The 15764-nt window shown below is 68.8% G+C and carries 13 protein-coding genes and 3 tRNA genes; 7 read left to right on the top strand and 9 right to left on the bottom strand.

What is annotated here, in order from left to right; all coding sequences use genetic code 11:
• Positions 1-573: hypothetical protein (locus ACTHJJ_RS09850; RefSeq protein WP_440302763.1), on the top strand; the 573-nt coding region annotated here is incomplete at its 5' end.
• A 61-nt stretch (positions 574-634) separates the two neighbouring features.
• Here ACTHJJ_RS09850 and ACTHJJ_RS09845 read toward each other — a convergent pair.
• A tRNA-Arg gene (locus tag ACTHJJ_RS09845) sits at positions 635-707 on the bottom strand.
• Positions 708-1193: 486 nt separating this feature from the next.
• Here ACTHJJ_RS09845 and ACTHJJ_RS09840 point away from each other — a divergent pair.
• Positions 1194-3023 carry a phosphoenolpyruvate carboxykinase (GTP) gene (locus ACTHJJ_RS09840; RefSeq protein ID WP_440302762.1) on the top strand — a complete coding sequence of 610 codons (1830 nt, stop codon included), beginning with the start codon at positions 1194-1196 and terminating at the stop codon, positions 3021-3023.
• 99 nt (positions 3024-3122) lie between these two features.
• A complete protein-coding gene (locus ACTHJJ_RS09835; protein WP_440302761.1) occupies positions 3123-3620 on the top strand; it encodes a DUF6328 family protein in 498 nt (165 codons plus the stop codon).
• A gap of 130 nt (positions 3621-3750) precedes the next feature.
• Here the strand turns inward: ACTHJJ_RS09835 and ACTHJJ_RS09830 are convergent.
• Positions 3751-3841 (bottom strand) — tRNA-Ser (locus ACTHJJ_RS09830).
• A gap of 142 nt (positions 3842-3983) precedes the next feature.
• Between ACTHJJ_RS09830 and ACTHJJ_RS09825 the strand changes: the two genes are divergently transcribed.
• Positions 3984-5528 carry an LCP family protein gene (locus tag ACTHJJ_RS09825; protein ID WP_440302760.1) on the top strand — a complete coding sequence of 515 codons (1545 nt, stop codon included), beginning with the start codon at positions 3984-3986 and terminating at the stop codon, positions 5526-5528.
• Positions 5529-5596: 68 nt separating this feature from the next.
• On the opposite strand, the gene ACTHJJ_RS09820 is transcribed toward ACTHJJ_RS09825, so the two are convergent.
• The 3 genes from ACTHJJ_RS09820 to ACTHJJ_RS09810 all read right to left on the bottom strand — a co-directional run bounded on the left by ACTHJJ_RS09820 (position 5597) and on the right by ACTHJJ_RS09810 (position 7710).
• Positions 5597-5800 carry a cold-shock protein gene (locus tag ACTHJJ_RS09820; protein WP_030200907.1) on the bottom strand — a complete coding sequence of 68 codons (204 nt, stop codon included), beginning with the start codon at positions 5798-5800 and terminating at the stop codon, positions 5597-5599.
• Positions 5801-6032: 232 nt separating this feature from the next.
• Positions 6033-6962, bottom strand: a complete 930-nt coding sequence (gene folP, locus ACTHJJ_RS09815; RefSeq protein ID WP_440302764.1) for a dihydropteroate synthase — start codon at positions 6960-6962, stop codon at positions 6033-6035.
• 658 nt (positions 6963-7620) lie between these two features.
• A tRNA-Ser gene (locus ACTHJJ_RS09810) sits at positions 7621-7710 on the bottom strand.
• Positions 7711-7940: 230 nt separating this feature from the next.
• Between ACTHJJ_RS09810 and ACTHJJ_RS09805 the strand changes: the two genes are divergently transcribed.
• On the top strand, positions 7941-8831 hold the full coding sequence (locus ACTHJJ_RS09805) for a phosphotransferase enzyme family protein (protein WP_440302759.1): 891 nt from the start codon (positions 7941-7943) through the stop codon (positions 8829-8831).
• Here ACTHJJ_RS09805 and ACTHJJ_RS09800 read toward each other — a convergent pair.
• Positions 8828-9346 (bottom strand): protein-tyrosine phosphatase family protein, encoded by a 519-nt coding sequence (locus ACTHJJ_RS09800; protein ID WP_440302758.1) that lies wholly within the window; start codon positions 9344-9346, stop codon positions 8828-8830. The two genes, ACTHJJ_RS09805 and ACTHJJ_RS09800, sit on opposite strands and share 4 nt — an antisense overlap.
• A gap of 147 nt (positions 9347-9493) precedes the next feature.
• Here ACTHJJ_RS09800 and mgtE point away from each other — a divergent pair, with 147 nt between their 5' ends.
• Positions 9494-10855 carry a magnesium transporter gene (mgtE, locus tag ACTHJJ_RS09795; RefSeq protein ID WP_440302757.1) on the top strand — a complete coding sequence of 454 codons (1362 nt, stop codon included), beginning with the start codon at positions 9494-9496 and terminating at the stop codon, positions 10853-10855.
• Positions 10856-10868: 13 nt separating this feature from the next.
• On the opposite strand, the gene ACTHJJ_RS09790 is transcribed toward mgtE, so the two are convergent.
• From ACTHJJ_RS09790 to cysK, 3 genes are all read right to left on the bottom strand, one after another.
• Entirely contained in the window at positions 10869-11432 is a 564-nt protein-coding gene (locus ACTHJJ_RS09790) for a hypothetical protein (RefSeq protein WP_440302756.1), read from the bottom strand.
• 91 nt (positions 11433-11523) lie between these two features.
• Entirely contained in the window at positions 11524-12222 is a 699-nt protein-coding gene (gene cysE, locus ACTHJJ_RS09785) for a serine O-acetyltransferase (RefSeq protein ID WP_440302755.1), read from the bottom strand.
• Between the two features lies 1 nt (position 12223).
• Positions 12224-13156, bottom strand: coding sequence for a cysteine synthase A (gene cysK / locus ACTHJJ_RS09780; RefSeq protein WP_440302754.1), 933 nt, complete (start codon positions 13154-13156; stop codon positions 12224-12226).
• 173 nt (positions 13157-13329) lie between these two features.
• On the opposite strand from cysK, the gene ACTHJJ_RS09775 reads away from it, so the two are divergent.
• Entirely contained in the window at positions 13330-15654 is a 2325-nt protein-coding gene (locus tag ACTHJJ_RS09775; RefSeq protein WP_440302753.1) for a heterodisulfide reductase-related iron-sulfur binding cluster, read from the top strand.
• Positions 15655-15764: the final 110 nt, after the last annotated feature.

Here is a 15764-nt window from a genome sequence, read left to right as displayed (position 1 = left end):
ATCCAGACGATCGATCCCAGCACGATCAACAACCGATCCGGTCCGACATACTCACCCCAGGCGCCCGACGTCGGCGACCCGGCGCAGGTGGCTGCGGTGAAGGCAGCCGCGGTGGCGCTCTTCGGCGACTTCTACGAGGTCGGTGCAGTTCCTCGCGACATGGCCAAGCGGCACGACTTCATTGTCGGCGCTGAGGGCAAGGCGGCCCGTGCGAGCAAGATGGCGAAAGTCTGGGACCCCAGGACGCGCGACCAGGAGCTCGCCTACGTTGAAAAGGGCGTCGAGAGTGCCGACGGCGACACCACTGGTCCGGACTTCGTCACCGCACGGTTCATCCCTGAGTCGTGGCAGAACGTCACGGCCCAGGCGAACAGGGCACAGCTCCAGGTGACTGGTCATATCGAGGTCACCCGCGAGGACGGCTCGATCAGGAGCAATGACACCCGGCAGTGGCACCTGGAGCTGGTGCGCGGTGGAAGCCCCGACCACTACAACGGTTGGCGGTTGCTCTCGCGTACCTTCGCGGAGGTCCCCGAGGAGGCCGGCCCGGGAAGCGACCCGACCTCGGGATAAACAAAGCGGCCTGACCGGCGTTTCCGCTGGTCAGGCCGCTCGCTACTGTCTCAACACAGTGCGCACCCGAAGGGATTCGAACCCCTAACCTTCTGATCCGTAGTCAGATGCTCTATCCGTTGAGCTACGGGTGCCAGTCCCGGTCGCACTCTCGCAGGCGGGACGATCAGTTACCTTAGCGCGTCCGGTGCCCTCCACGAAATTGAGTCGTATGCCGCTCCGCTGGCACCGCCCTTCGACCCGCCTTCCCTCGCGGCCGTGTCGCATTGACGCCGATGCGACGCCTTCAGGCGACGCAGATCAGTCGAGGCGACGCAGCCGCAGCAGCCGCGGCCCGGCCAGGGCGCGATGACGAGCGGAACCGAGCCCAGCGCCATACAGACCTGAAAGTTCTGCAAGAAACCGACAGCCCGCTGTCGGAATCCTTGCGCGGAGGACTGCTTGTGAGCGGATTCACGAGCACGGGGCCATCCCAGCGTCGAAGCCGGGAGAGGCTCCGGCGTACCGTGATTTCATCACGTCATGTGTTCACGATGTGGACATCTACCGGCCGTCCACGGTTGAACAGGCACCGGCACAAGGTGGTGCGGGCACCACCAGCAAGGGATGAGGTTCATAACTTGACTACGACGACGACCAGCCAGACGACGCATGCGCGTCTGGCCGACTGGGTGAGTGAAGTCGCCGAGCTGACGCAGCCGAGCGACATCCGCTGGATCACGGGCAGCGACGAGGAGTGGGCGGAGCTGACCGACGGGCTCGTCGACGCGGGCACGCTGGTGCGGCTCGACGAGAGCAAGAAGCCGAACTCCTTCTACTGTGCCTCCGACCCGAGTGACGTTGCCCGCGTGGAGGGCCGCACCTACATCTGCTCGCAGGACGAGAAGGACGCCGGGCCGACCAACAACTGGATGGCGCCCGACGAGATGAAGGCGATCCTGACCGATCTCTACCGCGGCTCCATGAGGGGCCGCACCATGTACGTCATCCCCTTCGTCATGGGCCACCTCGACGCCGACCAGCCGATGTTCGGCGTCGAGATCACCGACTCCGCCTACGTGGCCGTCTCCATGCGGATCATGGCTCGTGTCGGCACCGAGGTGCTGCGCCGCATGGAGGAGACCCAGGCCGACTTCGTCCCGGCGCTGCACTCCGTCGGCGCCCCCCTCGAGGAGGGCCAGCAGGACGTCTCGTGGCCGTGCAACGACACGAAGTACATCGTCCACTTCCCCGAGGAGCGCGCCATCTGGAGCTACGGCTCCGGCTACGGCGGCAACGCCCTGCTCGGCAAGAAGTGCTACGCCCTGCGCATCGCCTCCGTCATCGCGCGTGACGAGGGCTGGATGGCCGAGCACATGCTGATCCTCAAGCTGACCTCCCCGGAGGGCAAGGTCCACTATGTCGCCGCCGCGTTCCCCTCGGCCTGCGGCAAGACGAACCTCGCGATGATCACCCCGACCGTCCCGGGCTGGAAGGCCGAGATGGTCGGCGACGACATCGCCTGGATGCGCTTCGGCGAGGACGGCCGTCTCTATGCCGTCAACCCGGAGTTCGGTCTCTTCGGCGTCGCGCCGGGCACCGGTGACGGGACGAACCCGAACGCCATGGCGACGATCAACAAGGGCAACTCCGTCTTCACCAACGTCGCCCTCACGGACGACGGCGACGTGTGGTGGGAGGGCATGACCGACGAGCCGCCGGCGCACCTCACGTCCTGGCTCGGCGAGGACTGGACGCCGGCCGACGGCGAGGCGGGCGTCAAGGCCGCCCACCCGAACAGCCGCTTCTGCACCCCGGCGAAGCAGTGCCCGATGATTGCCCCCGAGTACGACAACCCCAACGGTGTGCCGATCTCGGCGATCCTCTTCGGCGGCCGCCGCAAGACCACGGTGCCGCTCGTCTACGAGTCGCGCGACTGGAACCATGGCACCTTCGTCGGGGCGACCCTCTCCTCCGAGACGACCGCGGCCGCGACCGGCGCTGTCGGCGTCGTCCGCCGCGACCCGATGGCGATGCTCCCCTTCATCGGCTACCACGCCGGCGACTACATGAACCACTGGCTCGAGATCGGCAAGCAGGCGGACGCGTCCAAGCTGCCGAAGATCTTCGGGGTGAACTGGTTCCGCCGCGACGAGGAGGACGGCTCGTTCCTGTGGCCGGGCTTCGGCGACAACAGCCGGGTCCTCAAGTGGGTCATCGAGCGGATCGAGGGCACCGCCGACGCGGTGGAGACACCGATCGGCTTCGTCCCGACGCCCGACGCGATCGACCTCGACGGCCTCGACGCCACTCCGGAGACGATCGCGAAGGCGACGAAGGTCAGCGCCGACGACTGGCGCGAGGAGCTGCCCCTGATCAAGGAGTGGTTCGACAAGTTCGGCGAGCAGCTTCCGGCAGAGCTGTGGTCCGAGTACGACGGCCTCAAGGCCCGCCTCGACGCGGCGCAGTGAGGTCGGTCCGCCCCCGCCGGTAACGGGGCGGATGACGTGATGCAGGCCCGGTGCCGCCAGTTCGGCGGTGCCGGGCCTTGCGCATGTCAGCATGACCACATGGATGGCTTCCAGCCCTACACCAGGCATGAGTCGGGTGGCCAGCGCCTCGACCGCAACTTCAGCGAGCAGCTGCAGGAGGTCCGCATCGCGCAGGCCGGCGTACAGATCCTCTTCGCCTTCCTGCTGACCCTGCCGTTCCAGGCCCGGTTCACCGTCCTGACCGAAGGGCAGCGGCGGATCTACTTCGTCATCCTCATCGCGTCGGCGCTCTCGGTCGTCTTCTTCACGGCGCCGGCCGCGATGCACCGGGTCCTCTTCCGGCGTGGCGTCAAGGACTTCATCGTTACGTACACGTCGGCGCTGATGTCCTGCGGGCTGTTCACCCTGGCGGTCGCGGTCATCGGCGGCGTCGTCCTCGTGCTCGACGTGCTCTTCAGCACCGCATTGGCGATCACGGCTGGCGCCGTCGTCGGCCTGTTCGCCCTCGCGCTGTGGGTCGCCGTGCCCGAGTGGCACAAACGCACGACGCCGCCCCGAGGGCATGAGAAGAGGTAGGGCCGCGACGGGCCACGTATGCCGCTGAGCCGGGTGAGTCAGCCGGGTGAGCGGCATACCGCGGGCCTCCTCAACCGCGGGGAATGACAGAAGGCCGCCCCTCGCTTCGCTCGGGGCGGCCTTCTGTCATTGGCGGAGGCGGCGGGATTTGAACCCGCGAGGGGTTATCAACCCCAACCCGCTTAGCAGGCGGGCGCACTAGGCCACTATGCGACGCCTCCACACCCACACGTCGAAGACGGACGGGCGTGCACAGGCTACCGGTGCGGGCGCCCCCCGACCAAAACCTGGTGTCCATATGCGGTCCACAGCAGCACAGGGCACAATGCACTCGTTGCAGGACCGGTCGCACGAAAGGACGCCATGACCGCCGCGCCACGCCGAAGCGTCGCGGCACCCCACAGCCGCGAGACCCTCCGCCGCGAGCTCGCGCGCCGCTTCCGCAGAGCCATGGGCCTGACCGCCCTTGGCACGGTCGTCCCGGGTGCCGGACTCACCCGTACCCGCAACCGTCGCCTGGGCTGGACCCTCGTGGCGATCACGGTCGTGGTCATCATCGCCCTGGCGTGGTTCGTCCTGACCCACGGGATCATGAAGTCCGGCCTCGCGATCGTCGGGCGCCCGCAGCTGCTGCGCGTCGCGGCGATCGCCTTCGTCGTCGGCGGCCTCGTCTGGTGCGCGTCGATCATCCTCACCGCGATCCGCGCGAGGCCTGCCTGGCTCGACCGGACCCGGACACGCGTCCTGGCCGCCTTCACGACGGTCATGGTCCTGCTCGTCGGTGGCACGTCCTACAAGGCGGCCGAGTACGCGACGATCACCCAGGACACCATCCAGTCCGTGTTCAAGACCGGCGGCGGTGCCACGGCTGGGCCAAAGCTTGCCGAGGGCTCAGACCCCTGGGCCAACACGCCACGCGTCAACATCCTGCTGCTCGGGTCGGACGCCGGCGTGGGACGCACCGGGACCCGGACCGACTCGATGATCGTGGCAAGCATCAACACGCACACCGGCAACACCGTGCTCATCTCGCTGCCCCGCAACCTCCAGTACGTGCCGATCCCGCGGGACAACCCGCTGCACCAGCTCTACCCCTCGGGGGTCTACGGCAAGCCCTACTGCATCCGCGCCCAGCAGGACGCCAGTGACGGATGCCTCCTCAACGCGATCTGGACCGAGGCCGACCAGTGGGCAGCGGACCACCCGGGCAGCTTCCCGGGGTCCCAGAGCCCCGGTCGGGACACGATCCGTGACGTCATCTCCGGCGTCATCGGTCTCAAGATCGACCACACCGTTGTCCTCGACCTCAAGGGCTTCGCGCAGCTCGTCGACGCGATGGGCGGCGTGGAGATCAACGTCAAGGAGGGCGCCTACGGCGGCAAGCTGCCCATCGGCGGGCACGTCACGGCGAGCGGACAGGTCACCGGCGTCAAGGGCTACTTCGAGCCGGGGCTGCAGCACCTCGACGGCTGGCACACCCTCTGGTACGCCCGGACCCGGGCGGCCGACGACGACTACGCCCGGATGAGCCGGCAGCGCTGCGTCATCAAGGCGGTCGTCAACCAGGTCAACCCCGCGGCGATGCTCGCGAAGTACGCGGAGGTCGCCAGGATCGCCAAGGACAACATCTACACCGACATCCCCGGCGACAACCTGGGCGCCTACGTCGACCTCATCGAGCGGGTCCAGCAGGCCAAGATCACGAGCGTGGCGCTCGACCCGAAGCACGGCGTCAACACCGCCAACCCGGACTTCACCGTGATCCGCCAGGACATCGAGAAGGCGATCAACCCGCCCAAGCCCAAGCCGAAGCCGTCCAGCAGCGCGACCAGCCAGACTGCCTCACCGAAGACGCCGACACCGACGCCGACCCCATCGTCGCTCGACACCAACGAAGACGAGTGCTGAACAAACAACAGCCCCCCGGCCGGAGCCGGGGGGCTGTTGTCAGAGAACGCGGTGTCGCGCTGCCTGCGTCAGAGCGGACGAACTGCGTCGGCCTGCGGACCCTTGGGGCCCTGCGTGACCTCGAACTCGACGCGCTGTGCCTCCTCCAGCGAACGGTAGCCGTTCGACTGGATTGCCGAGTAGTGGACGAAAACGTCCGGGCCGCCGCCGTCCTGAGCGATGAAACCAAAGCCCTTTTCGGCGTTGAACCACTTGACGGTGCCCTGTGCCATACGGGTAACTCTTCCTTCTGTTTGAGCCAGTGGGATCCCGCACCGTACGGAACCCCTTGGCTGCCGCTTGACTCCACTCGTCGGGCGGACCCGTCGACGCCGAAAGGAAAACCCGTCACCATCTGGATGACGGGCACCTACTCGACTGCGAGGAACTGCAACTGCAACCGGCTCGACCGTAGCACGCCACTGACCCGTCCGCTCGTTGAAGTCGGGCCGGTTTTTCGGCTGTTCATCGGGCGTTCTCACCAGACGGACGAGGGACCCCTCGAACCGCTATGAGGGGCGCCCGATCGCCTCGGATCGTTGCGACCATGTCCAGCACTCGTCGGGTCGCCCGCACGTCGTGGGCCCGGAAGACGATCGCCCCGAGCCAGGCCGCGACTGCGGTGGCCGCGAGCGATCCCTCGAGGCGCTCCTCGGCCGGAAGGTCGAGCGTCTCGCCGACGAAGTCCTTGCGCGACATCGCCTGCAAGACGGGATAGCCGAGAGCCACGACATCCGCCGTGTGCCGAAGTACCTCAAGGGAGTTCGCGGTCGTCTTGCCGAAGTCGAGGGTCGGGTCGATGAGGACCCGCTCAGCCGGTATGCCGCTGAGCTCGGCGACCCGCGCACCCTCCGCGAGCGTGGTGATTACGTCGCGCACGACGTCCACGGGGTCGTCGCCGTAGGTGACGTCGACGGGGTCGGTCCGAGGGGGGAGCCCGCCCGTGTGGGACACGACGTAGCCGGCGCCGGTCTCGGAGGCTATGTGGACGAGCTCCGGATCGGCCCCGGCCCACGTGTCGTTGATGAGGTCGACCCCCACGGCGCCGGCCTCGCGGGCCACCTCCGAGCGCCAGGTGTCGAGGCTCAGGACGACCTCCGGGTGGCTGGACCTCGCCCACTCGAGGAAGGGCACGACCCGGCGGACCTCCTCGTCGGCGTCGACGTCCTCTCCCTCCTGGCCGGCGCGGACGCCGCCGACGTCGATGATGTCGGCACCGGCCTCGAGGGCGTCCTCGAGAGCGCGCTTGGCGGCGTCGAGGTCGGCATGGCGGTTGCCGCTGAAGAAGGAGTCGCGGGTCCGGTTGACGATGGCCATGACCGCCGGCCTGGCGGCATCGAAGCGGCGGCCGCGCAGGACGAGCGGGCTCGCCGAGGGGAGCTCGAGCGCGCCCAGCCCGCGCAGGATCTCGTCGGCGCGGAGTGTCGGCTCACCCTCGAATCGGCTGGTCACACCCTCGTATCTCACGTCACCCCTAACGGGTCAAGAATGGTCAAAGCATGGTGTCCGAACTGTTACACTTTGAGCTGCGGACAATCTTTGTCGCCAGAGGTTTGCACTCGGGGCCGTGCGACAAAGTCCTGCCGGTCCCGATCGTCCCGGAATGACGGCCGACCACCCTGGCCCCGCGGGGCCGTTTGCAACCTGAGGAAACTGAATACAGCCATGTCGTACCTCGTCTCGTTCTTTGCGGCGATGGCCCGTCCGTCAGTCGGCGGCCCCACCCCGCAGTTCAAGGCTCACACCACGGCAGAGGAGATGCTCGGACTGCTCTGAGCCCTCCTCGACGAAGCAAAGGGTTCCAGCTCCAGCTGGGGCCCTTTTGTCGTTTCCGAGGGCGGTTTCCGCAGACGTCGCCGATCCGGGCAGGTGCACGTGATATTTCACCGACATCTGCGCACAACGCCCACCCCTGCACGGAAGGGTCACGGCTGCGCCGCGAGAATGGCGGAGGGCGTGGGACGCCTCGAACTCGCTCATTCCTCGCGAGTTCGCTCCCCTTCATCCACCGCCCACCGCCGATGCGCCAAGGCGCTTCGCGCCGAAGCGCATCTGGCGGAGGGCGTGGGATTCGAACCCACGATGGGTGTAAACCCATAGCGGTTTTCAAGACCGCCGCACTAGGCCACTATGCGAGCCCTCCAGTGGAGAGCCATTCTGCCCCATCAGCGAGCCGCCCTCTCACTCAGCCGCGCCTGCGGCGATCGTTCTCCCAGAGCGACCCGGACGGCCGGAGCGACGCACTCGGGTGCAAGCCCGAGCCCCGCACGACGCCGGCCGCATTGCGCCGACAGGTTTGTGCCTGAACCGGGCTCACCATCTGTCACACTTCATCGGCCGTCCCTGCAAACCCGGAGTTCCACCCCCATGACCATGTCGCCGACGCTGTACACCTCGCCCGCGCCCGATACGCGCGAAGTGCTGCACGCCCTGCCGCTGCCAGCCGTCGGCTGGGGCACGGTCGAGGCGCTGGCCGCGGTGGACCTCGCGCGTCCGCAGCTGCCCATCCAGCTGCCTGCCGATGTCACCGTCGTGAGCGCGCTGACGACGGTGGTCTTCCGAGCGGGCGAGCACGCGGTCAAGGTCTATCCGCCCGGCACGAGCTGCACGCACCTCGACGACATCTCCGCCCGGCTCGCAGGTTCCCTGACCGCCCACACGTCCGAGGTGGGCGCGGTCGCGACGGAGCACGGGGTGGTGACGCTGGCCCGCTGGCTGGAGGCCAGCGGGGAGTCCTTCTGGCCGGAGCTCGGCACGCTCCTCCGGCGGTTCCACACCGAGCACGACCGGACCGACCTGCCCCGCTGGACGCCCCTGTCCCGGCTCTCCTCACAGGTGACCGGCCTCGCCCCGGAGCATGCGAGCGTCCTTCTCGCGGCGCGGGCCACCCTCCTCACTGCCCTCGCCGAGGTTCGCTCGGAGCTCGGGTACGGCGTCATACACGGCGACGTGTCCCCCTCGAACGTCATGCGCACGGCTGACGGCGCGCGCCTCATCGACCTGGACTGGGCTGCGGTCGGGCCGCGGGAGTACGACCTGGCCGGTGCGGCGCGTCGCGTCGCGGCCGGCGAGATGAGTGCCGAGGACTACCAGGCCTTCTGTGACGCCTACGGCTTCGACGTACGGTCCTGGCCGGGTCTGCCCGTGCTGAACCGGATCGCGGACCTCGGCGGCGTTGCCTTCCGGCTCTGGGACGACCGGCAGCAGGGGCGTCCACTCGACTGGCTGCCCGCCGAGGTGGCCCTCTGGCGAGACGCGCTCTAGGCCGAGGAGCGAGCGGCCGTGGGCGCGGGCAGGGACCGGAGCCAGGTGGCGAAGTCCTCGTTGTTGACGGCGCCGTCCCGGCGCGCCTGCACGTGGGCGAGCGCGTCCGCGCCGGAGAGACCGAGCAGCTCGCGCACGACCAGAGTGGCGAGCAGGCCGGAGCGGTTGCGGCCGAAGGTGCAGTGGACCAGGACCCGGCGCCCGTCGCGGACGAGGTCGGCCACGAGCCGGGCCAGGCCGAGCGTGAGCGGCGGTGGCGGCAGCTCCGACCCGTCCACGAGGGGGCATTTGAGGTAGGTCAGGTGTTCCACGTCGTCCGCTGGCGCGACGCTGTCGGCGTCGGCGAGGTCGACGACGACGTCGATGCCGGCCCGGCGTACCCACTCGAAGTCGACCGGACAACCCCCGTGCCACACCCGGCCGGGCAGCTGGACGGTGGGCGGGTCGGCCGGCGTGACGCCGGGCAGCTCAACCGGCTCCGTCGTGAAGTTGACCTCACCGTTCATGGCCGCCATGCCACTCACGCTATCGGGGGGAGGCACCGACCCTGGCGCCGCAGCCACCCCTCGACACCGTTCGCATAGGCTGCGGGCCGTCGGGTGAGGTGACGAAGCGACGGCATCGGGGCAGATGCGGCTCGAACTGTCGGAGGAGCAACGGTCATGGCTGGAACCACGGAGTGGGACCTCGACGAGGCCACCCGACAGATCAAGGGATCCCTGCGGGACGAGAACCTCACCCGGGCGGCCGAGCTCCTCGCCTCACTCGGCGCTCCGGAGCTCATCTCGGCCCTCGAGCGACTCGACCCCAAGACCCGCGCCGTCGCGTACCGCCTGCTTCCGAAGGACCTCGCGGCCGCCGTCTTCGAGGGCCTCGACCCGGCCCTCCAGGGCGATCTCTTCTCCGGCCTGCGGGACGAGGAGGTTGCGCGGGTCTTCGCCGGGCTCGGCCCGGACGACCGCGTGCTGCTGCTCGACGAGCTACCGGCCGGGGTGGCGAGCCGGCTGCTGCGGGGGCTGGCACCCGACGAGCGAGAGCTGACCTCGGTCGTCCTCGGCTACCGTCCCGGGTCGATCGGCCGCCGGATGAGCCCGCAGTACGTCTCGACCCACCCCGAGCTGACGGTCGCCGAGACCCTCGAGCGGGTCCGAGCCCGCATCGACGTCGCCGAGACGATCTACACGGTCCCGGTGCTCGACCACACGCGCCGCGTCGTCGGAGTCGTGAGCCTGCGGGACCTGCTGCGCACCACCGACCCGTCGGTCACGGTTTCCGAGCTCATGGCGCCGCCCTACTCGTCCGTGGCCGGCTCGCCGGCCGAGGCGGCGGCCCGTCGCTGCGCCGACCTCAAGCTGCTCGCCCTGCTCATCGTGGATGAAGAGGAACGGCTCGTCGGCATCCTCACCGTCGACGACGCGCTGCGGATCCTCGAGGAGGCCGACAGCGAGGACCAGGCCCGGATCGGCGGGTCGGAACCGCTCCGCAGTCCCTACCTGTCCATCCCCGTCGGCCGGATCGTCCGTTCGCGGATCGTCTGGCTGCTCGTGCTCGCGATCGGGGCGACCCTGACGGTCCAGGTGCTCGAGGTCTTCGAGGCGACCCTCTCCCAGATGGTCGTCCTGTCCGTCTTCATCCCGCTGCTCATCGGCACCGGCGGCAACACCGGCAACCAGGCCGCCACCACGGTCACCCGGGCGCTCGCCCTCGGCGACCTCGGACCGCGCGACGTCCTCGCCGTGCTGGCCCGCGAGGTCCGCACGGGCTTCCTCCTCGGTCTCATCCTCGGCGGCATCGGCTTCCTCGTCGCGGCGCTCTTCTACGGCGTGGCTGTCGGCTCCGTCATCGGCCTGACCCTGCTCGCCGTCTGCACCCTGGCAGCCTCGGTCGGCGGCGCAATGCCGTTGGTGGCCAGCGCCCTTCGCGCGGACCCCGCCGTCTTCTCGAACCCCTTCATCACGACGTTCGTCGACGCGACAGGGCTCGTCGTGTACTTCCTCATCGCCAAGGCCGTCCTCGGCCTCTGAGGCCCAGCTGCACTCAGGTCAGGGGCTCGTCCGGGGGCCGGCAGCCGCTCGAGTCTGTTCCCACACACATGGCCATCTCTCCCGGGATGACGAGCTGGCCGACGCGCTCTCCGATGGCGTAGTCGAGGACCATCCAACGGCCCCACCCGCGATCCGAGGTGAGCCGGAGGGTGTAGCCGAAGTAGGTGGCCCGATCCGCTTCATCGCAGGCAGCGGTCACGGCTGTTCTCGTGAAGCCGGCGCTCGTGAGAGTCCCCTTCGTCACGTCGACGCCGATCCCGCTGGCCCGGTGGGTGTACTCGCGAACACCGAAGTCGTCGATGACGAGGCCGTCACCCTCGCGGAAGTGCACACCGGTGATCGTTGCCGCCCCGTCACCCTGCATGCAAAGGACCACCTCGCTGAAGTTGCGAGACTCCTGCCTCGAGGGCACGAGAGCGCCGACTCCGTACCAGATGTGGTCCGTGGGCTCCTGGCTCCCGGCAATCCGCAGTTGCGAGCCGGCCGGGGCCGCCGCGAGCACGCCCAGGACGCCGAGGATGACCAGGACCGCAAGCACCTCGAGACTTCGCCGCACCGCGCCTCCCGCTCACTCTCCAGCGATGCGCCAAGTGGACCACTCTTGCGATGCGGGCGTCAGTCGATCCGGCGATCCGGGTCGGGCGAGGTCAGATGTAGATGGCCGGGTCGACCCACTGGTTGATCTCACGCTTCTTCGGGAAGCGCAGCTGTGCAGGGATCCCCGTGGCGACAGCGCCCGACGGAATGTCCTTCACCACAACGGAGTTCGCCCCGATCTGCACGTCGTCGCCGACGTCGACCGGGCCGAGGACACGTGCGCCCGCCCCGATCGTGACGCGGTTGCCGACAGTCGGGTGTCGCTTGATCCGGGCCATCGACCGGCCACCGAGAGTGACCCCGTGGTAGACCATGACGTCGTCGCCGACCTCGGCGGTCTCGCCGATGACGACGCCCATCCCGTGGTCGATGAAGAAGCGCCGCCCGATCCGTGCCGCCGGGTGGATCTCCACCCCGGTCGCGAAGCGGACGCCGGTCGCGAGCAACCGCGCCGGCAACCGGCCGCCGGGCAGGTTCCACAAGGCATGCGCGGCCCGGTGTCCCCACACTGCGTGCAGCCCGGGCGACGTCAGGACGACCTCGAGCCGCGAGCCCGCCGCGGGGTCGCGCTCGATCGCGCCGCTGACGTCCTCCGCGAGGCGCGCGGCGAGCTTGCGCACGAAACCGAGCCCAGCGGCATACCGATAGTTCGTATGCCGCTGGGCGGCCTCCCGCTCCTCCCCGCGGATCAGCGTGAGCGCGGTTCGGCCGGGCACGTGCCTGCCCTCGTCACGAGGTGCGGTCGACATGTCAGTCGCTCGCCAGTCCCTCGAAGAGGATCGTCGAGACATACCGCTCGCCGAACGAGGGGATGACCACGACGATCGTCTTGCCCTGGTTCTCGGGGCGCTTCGCGACCTGCGCCGCGGCGGCGAGGGCCGCGCCAGAGGAGATGCCGACAAGCAGGCCCTCCTCGGTGGCCGCGCGGCGGGCGTACTTGACGGAGGTGTCGGCGTCGACGTCGATGACCTCGTCGTAGATCGAGGTGTCGAGGATCTCCGGGACGAAGTTGGCGCCGAGGCCCTGGATCTTGTGCGGTCCGGGCTTGCCGCCGTTGAGGATCGGCGACTCCGCCGGCTCGACGGCGATGATCTGGACGCCCGGCTTGCGCTCCTTGAGCACCTGCCCGACGCCCGTGATGGTGCCGCCGGTGCCGATGCCGGCCACGACGATGTCGACGGCCCCGTCGGTGTCCTTCCAGATCTCCTCGGCCGTCGTCCGGCGGTGGATCTCGGGGTTGGCCTCGTTGGCGAACTGACGAGCGAGGACACCGCCACGCTCGGCGGCGATCGCGTCCGCCTTCTCGACGGCGCCCTTCATGCCGCCGGCCGGGTCGGTCAGCACGAGCTCCGCGCCGAAGGCCCGCAGGAGGGCCTTGCGCTCGTTCGACATCGACGAGGGCATCGTCAGGACGACCTTGTAGCCGCGCGCGGCCCCCACCATGGCGAGGGCGATCCCGGTGTTGCCCGACGTCGCCTCGACGATCGTGCCGCCCGGCTTCAGCTCGCCACTGCGCTCGGCGGCGTCGACGATGGCGACACCGATCCGGTCCTTGACCGAGCTGGCCGGGTTGTAGAACTCGAGCTTGGCGGCGACCGTGACGTCGGCGCCGTCCATCACCTTGTTGAGTCGGACGAGCGGCGTGTTGCCGATGAGCTGGGTGACGTCATCGTGGATCGGCATTGGGCTGGGCCCCCTTCGAGCTGGACGGGAAGATCGGTTGTCCCCGGGGACAACCGCGGATTCGTTATGCCTATTCCAACACGTCGTTATCGTCCGGTGGGACGCCACCCAGCACACGCGACGGTCGTCACAGTCCCGGGGCGTTGGGGTGACCCGTCAGTAGACTGCCGCGCATGTCCGCCCTCCAGATCGTCGCCATCGTCGTCTGCCTGGCAGTGACCGCCGTCGCCATCGCGTTGTTCGTCAAGACGATCAACCACTTCCTCGCGACCTTCCGCCTCGGTCAGCCGGAGATGCGCACCGACCAGAAGAGGGCGCGCACCGCCACGTTGTTCCGGGAGTTCCTCGGCCACACACGGATGTCACGCCTGCCGGTGGTCGCCGTGGCGCACTGGTTCACGATGGTCAGCTTCGGCGTCCTGTTCTTCACGCTCATCAACGCGTTTGGGCAGCTCTTCCAGCCGTCGTTCATCCTCCCGCTCATCGGTCACTTCCCGCCGTTCGAATGGGTCACCGAGTTCTTCGCGTGGACCGGCTTCGTCGGGATCAGCGTGCTGATGGTCATCCGGCAGCTGAAGCACCCGCGCTCAGCCCCCGGTGTACACGGCCGGCGCAGCCGCTTCTTCGGCTCGACCTTCTGGCAGGCCTACTACGTCGAGCTGACGATCTTCGGCGTCACGATCTGCATCCTGCTGCTCCGCGGCCTCGAGTACGCCCTTGGCCAGCACGAGGACCCGGGCCATGCGACGCTGGTCCACTTCCCGATGACGGCGTGGCTCGGCAACCTCTTCTCGGGAGCCTCCGTCGCCACCCTGGGCAACACCATCGTCCTGGTCGCTGCCATCAAGATCCTCATCTCCTTCGCGTGGATGATCACGATCGCGCTGACCCCGACCATGGGCGTGGCCTGGCACCGCTTCCTCGCCTTCTTCAACATCTGGTTCAAGCGCCACGCCGACGGCCGCACCTCCCTCGCCGAGCTGCAGCCGATGAAGGTCGACGGCAAGCCGCTCGACTTCGAGAACATCGACGAGCTCGACGAGGACGCCGCACTCGGCGTCGGCAAGGTCGAGGACTTCACGTGGAAGGGCCTGCTCGACTTCACGACCTGCACGGAGTGTGGCCGCTGCCAGAGCCAGTGCCCGGCGTGGAACACCGACAAGCCCCTCTCGCCCAAGCTGCTCGTCATGTCGCTGCGCGACAACGCGCACGCCAAGGCGCCGTGGCTGCTCGCCTCCGAGGAGGTCCGCGCCGCCGGCCTCGACCAGGCCGAGGGCCTGTCGGACCGGACGAAGGCCGCGGCCGCTGTCGAGCAGCTCGTCGGGGCGACCGGCTACCAGGCCGGCGACCCGCTCGGTGCCTACACGCCATACGGTCCTGACGCGGTCATCGACGACGACGTCCTCTGGTCGTGCACGACGTGCGGCGCCTGCGTCGAGCAGTGCCCGGTCGACATCGAGCACGTCGACGCCATCGTCGACATGCGCCGCTACAAGAACCTCATCGAGTCGGCGTTCCCCGCCGAGCTCGGCACCCTCTTCAAGAACCTCGAGAAGAACGCGAACCCCTGGGGTCTCGCGCCCCGCCTCCGGATGGACTGGGCCAAGGGTCTCGACTTCGAGGTGCCGCAGGTCGGTGCCGACGTCGAGGACCTCTCCGAGGTCGACTACCTCTTCTGGGTCGGCTGTGCCGGCGCCTACGAGGACCGTGCCAAGAAGACGACCCGCGCCGTGGCAGAGCTGCTCCACACCGCCGGCGTGAAGTTCGCCGTCCTGGGCGACGGCGAGGCCTGCACGGGCGACTCGGCCCGCCGCGCCGGCAACGAGTTCCTCTACCAGATGCTGGCGCAGCAGAACGTCGAGACGCTCAACGAGGTGGGCGCGACGAAGATCGTCGTGACCTGCGCGCACTGCTTCAACACGATCAAGAACGAGTACCCGCAGCTCGGCGGCAACTACGAGGTGCTCCACCACACCCAGCTGCTCAACCGGCTCGTCCGCGAGAAGCGCCTCACGCCGGTCGCCCGCCCCGACGAGGCCGCCTCCGAGGGTGCCGCGTCCACCGGGCGCAAGGTCACCTACCACGACCCGTGCTACCTCGGCCGGCACAACCAGGTCTACGCACCACCGCGTGAGCTGCTCGCCACGCTCCCGGGCGTCGAGTACGCCGAGATGCCGCGCAACCAGGAGAAGTCCTTCTGCTGCGGCGCCGGCGGCGCCCGGATGTGGATGGAGGAGAAGCTCGGCACCCGGATCAACAACAACCGGACCGAGGAGGCCTTGGCGACCGGCGCCGACCGGATCGCGATCGGCTGCCCCTTCTGCAAGGTGATGCTGAGCGACGGCCTCAACGCCGCCATCCAGGACGGCAAGGCCACCGACGAGGTCGAGGTCGTCGACGTGGCCCAGATGCTGCTCGCCGCGGTCCGCCGCGGCGACGGCGGCGGCCCCGCCGAGCAGGCGGTCGAGCCCGAGCCGGAGCCCGCCCCGACGGCGTGAACCCTCACAAGCCGCTCTCGAACGGGCCGTTTGTGGTGGTAACCCGGGGTGGACCAACCGGGGTAGGACGCGAAATTTGTCGTTGTTTTTGTTTGGGGGGGGGGGGTTGA

Origin of the sequence: Intrasporangium sp., assembly GCF_051961875.1 — a bacterium.
GTDB lineage: Bacteria > Actinomycetota > Actinomycetes > Actinomycetales > Dermatophilaceae > Intrasporangium_A.
Note: the sequence above shows the minus strand (reverse complement) of the source record. Positions and strands in the feature narration are given on the sequence as shown.

Excerpts from the sequence above, each read along its gene's own strand:
- ACTHJJ_RS09775 (WP_440302753.1), top strand. The coding sequence starts at position 13,330 with ATGTCCGCCCTCCAGATCGTCGCCATCGTCGTCTGCCTGGCAGTGACC.
- cysE (WP_440302755.1), bottom strand. The coding sequence starts at position 12,222 with ATGTCGACCGCACCTCGTGACGAGGGCAGGCACGTGCCCGGCCGAACC.
- ACTHJJ_RS09825 (WP_440302760.1), top strand. The coding sequence starts at position 3,984 with ATGACCGCCGCGCCACGCCGAAGCGTCGCGGCACCCCACAGCCGCGAG.
- ACTHJJ_RS09820 (WP_030200907.1), bottom strand. The coding sequence starts at position 5,800 with ATGGCACAGGGCACCGTCAAGTGGTTCAACGCCGAAAAGGGCTTTGGT.
- ACTHJJ_RS09800 (WP_440302758.1), bottom strand. The coding sequence starts at position 9,346 with ATGGCGGCCATGAACGGTGAGGTCAACTTCACGACGGAGCCGGTTGAG.
- ACTHJJ_RS09805 (WP_440302759.1), top strand. The coding sequence starts at position 7,941 with ATGTCGCCGACGCTGTACACCTCGCCCGCGCCCGATACGCGCGAAGTG.
- cysK (WP_440302754.1), bottom strand. The coding sequence starts at position 13,156 with ATGCCGATCCACGATGACGTCACCCAGCTCATCGGCAACACGCCGCTC.
- ACTHJJ_RS09835 (WP_440302761.1), top strand. The coding sequence starts at position 3,123 with ATGGATGGCTTCCAGCCCTACACCAGGCATGAGTCGGGTGGCCAGCGC.
- mgtE (WP_440302757.1), top strand. The coding sequence starts at position 9,494 with ATGGCTGGAACCACGGAGTGGGACCTCGACGAGGCCACCCGACAGATC.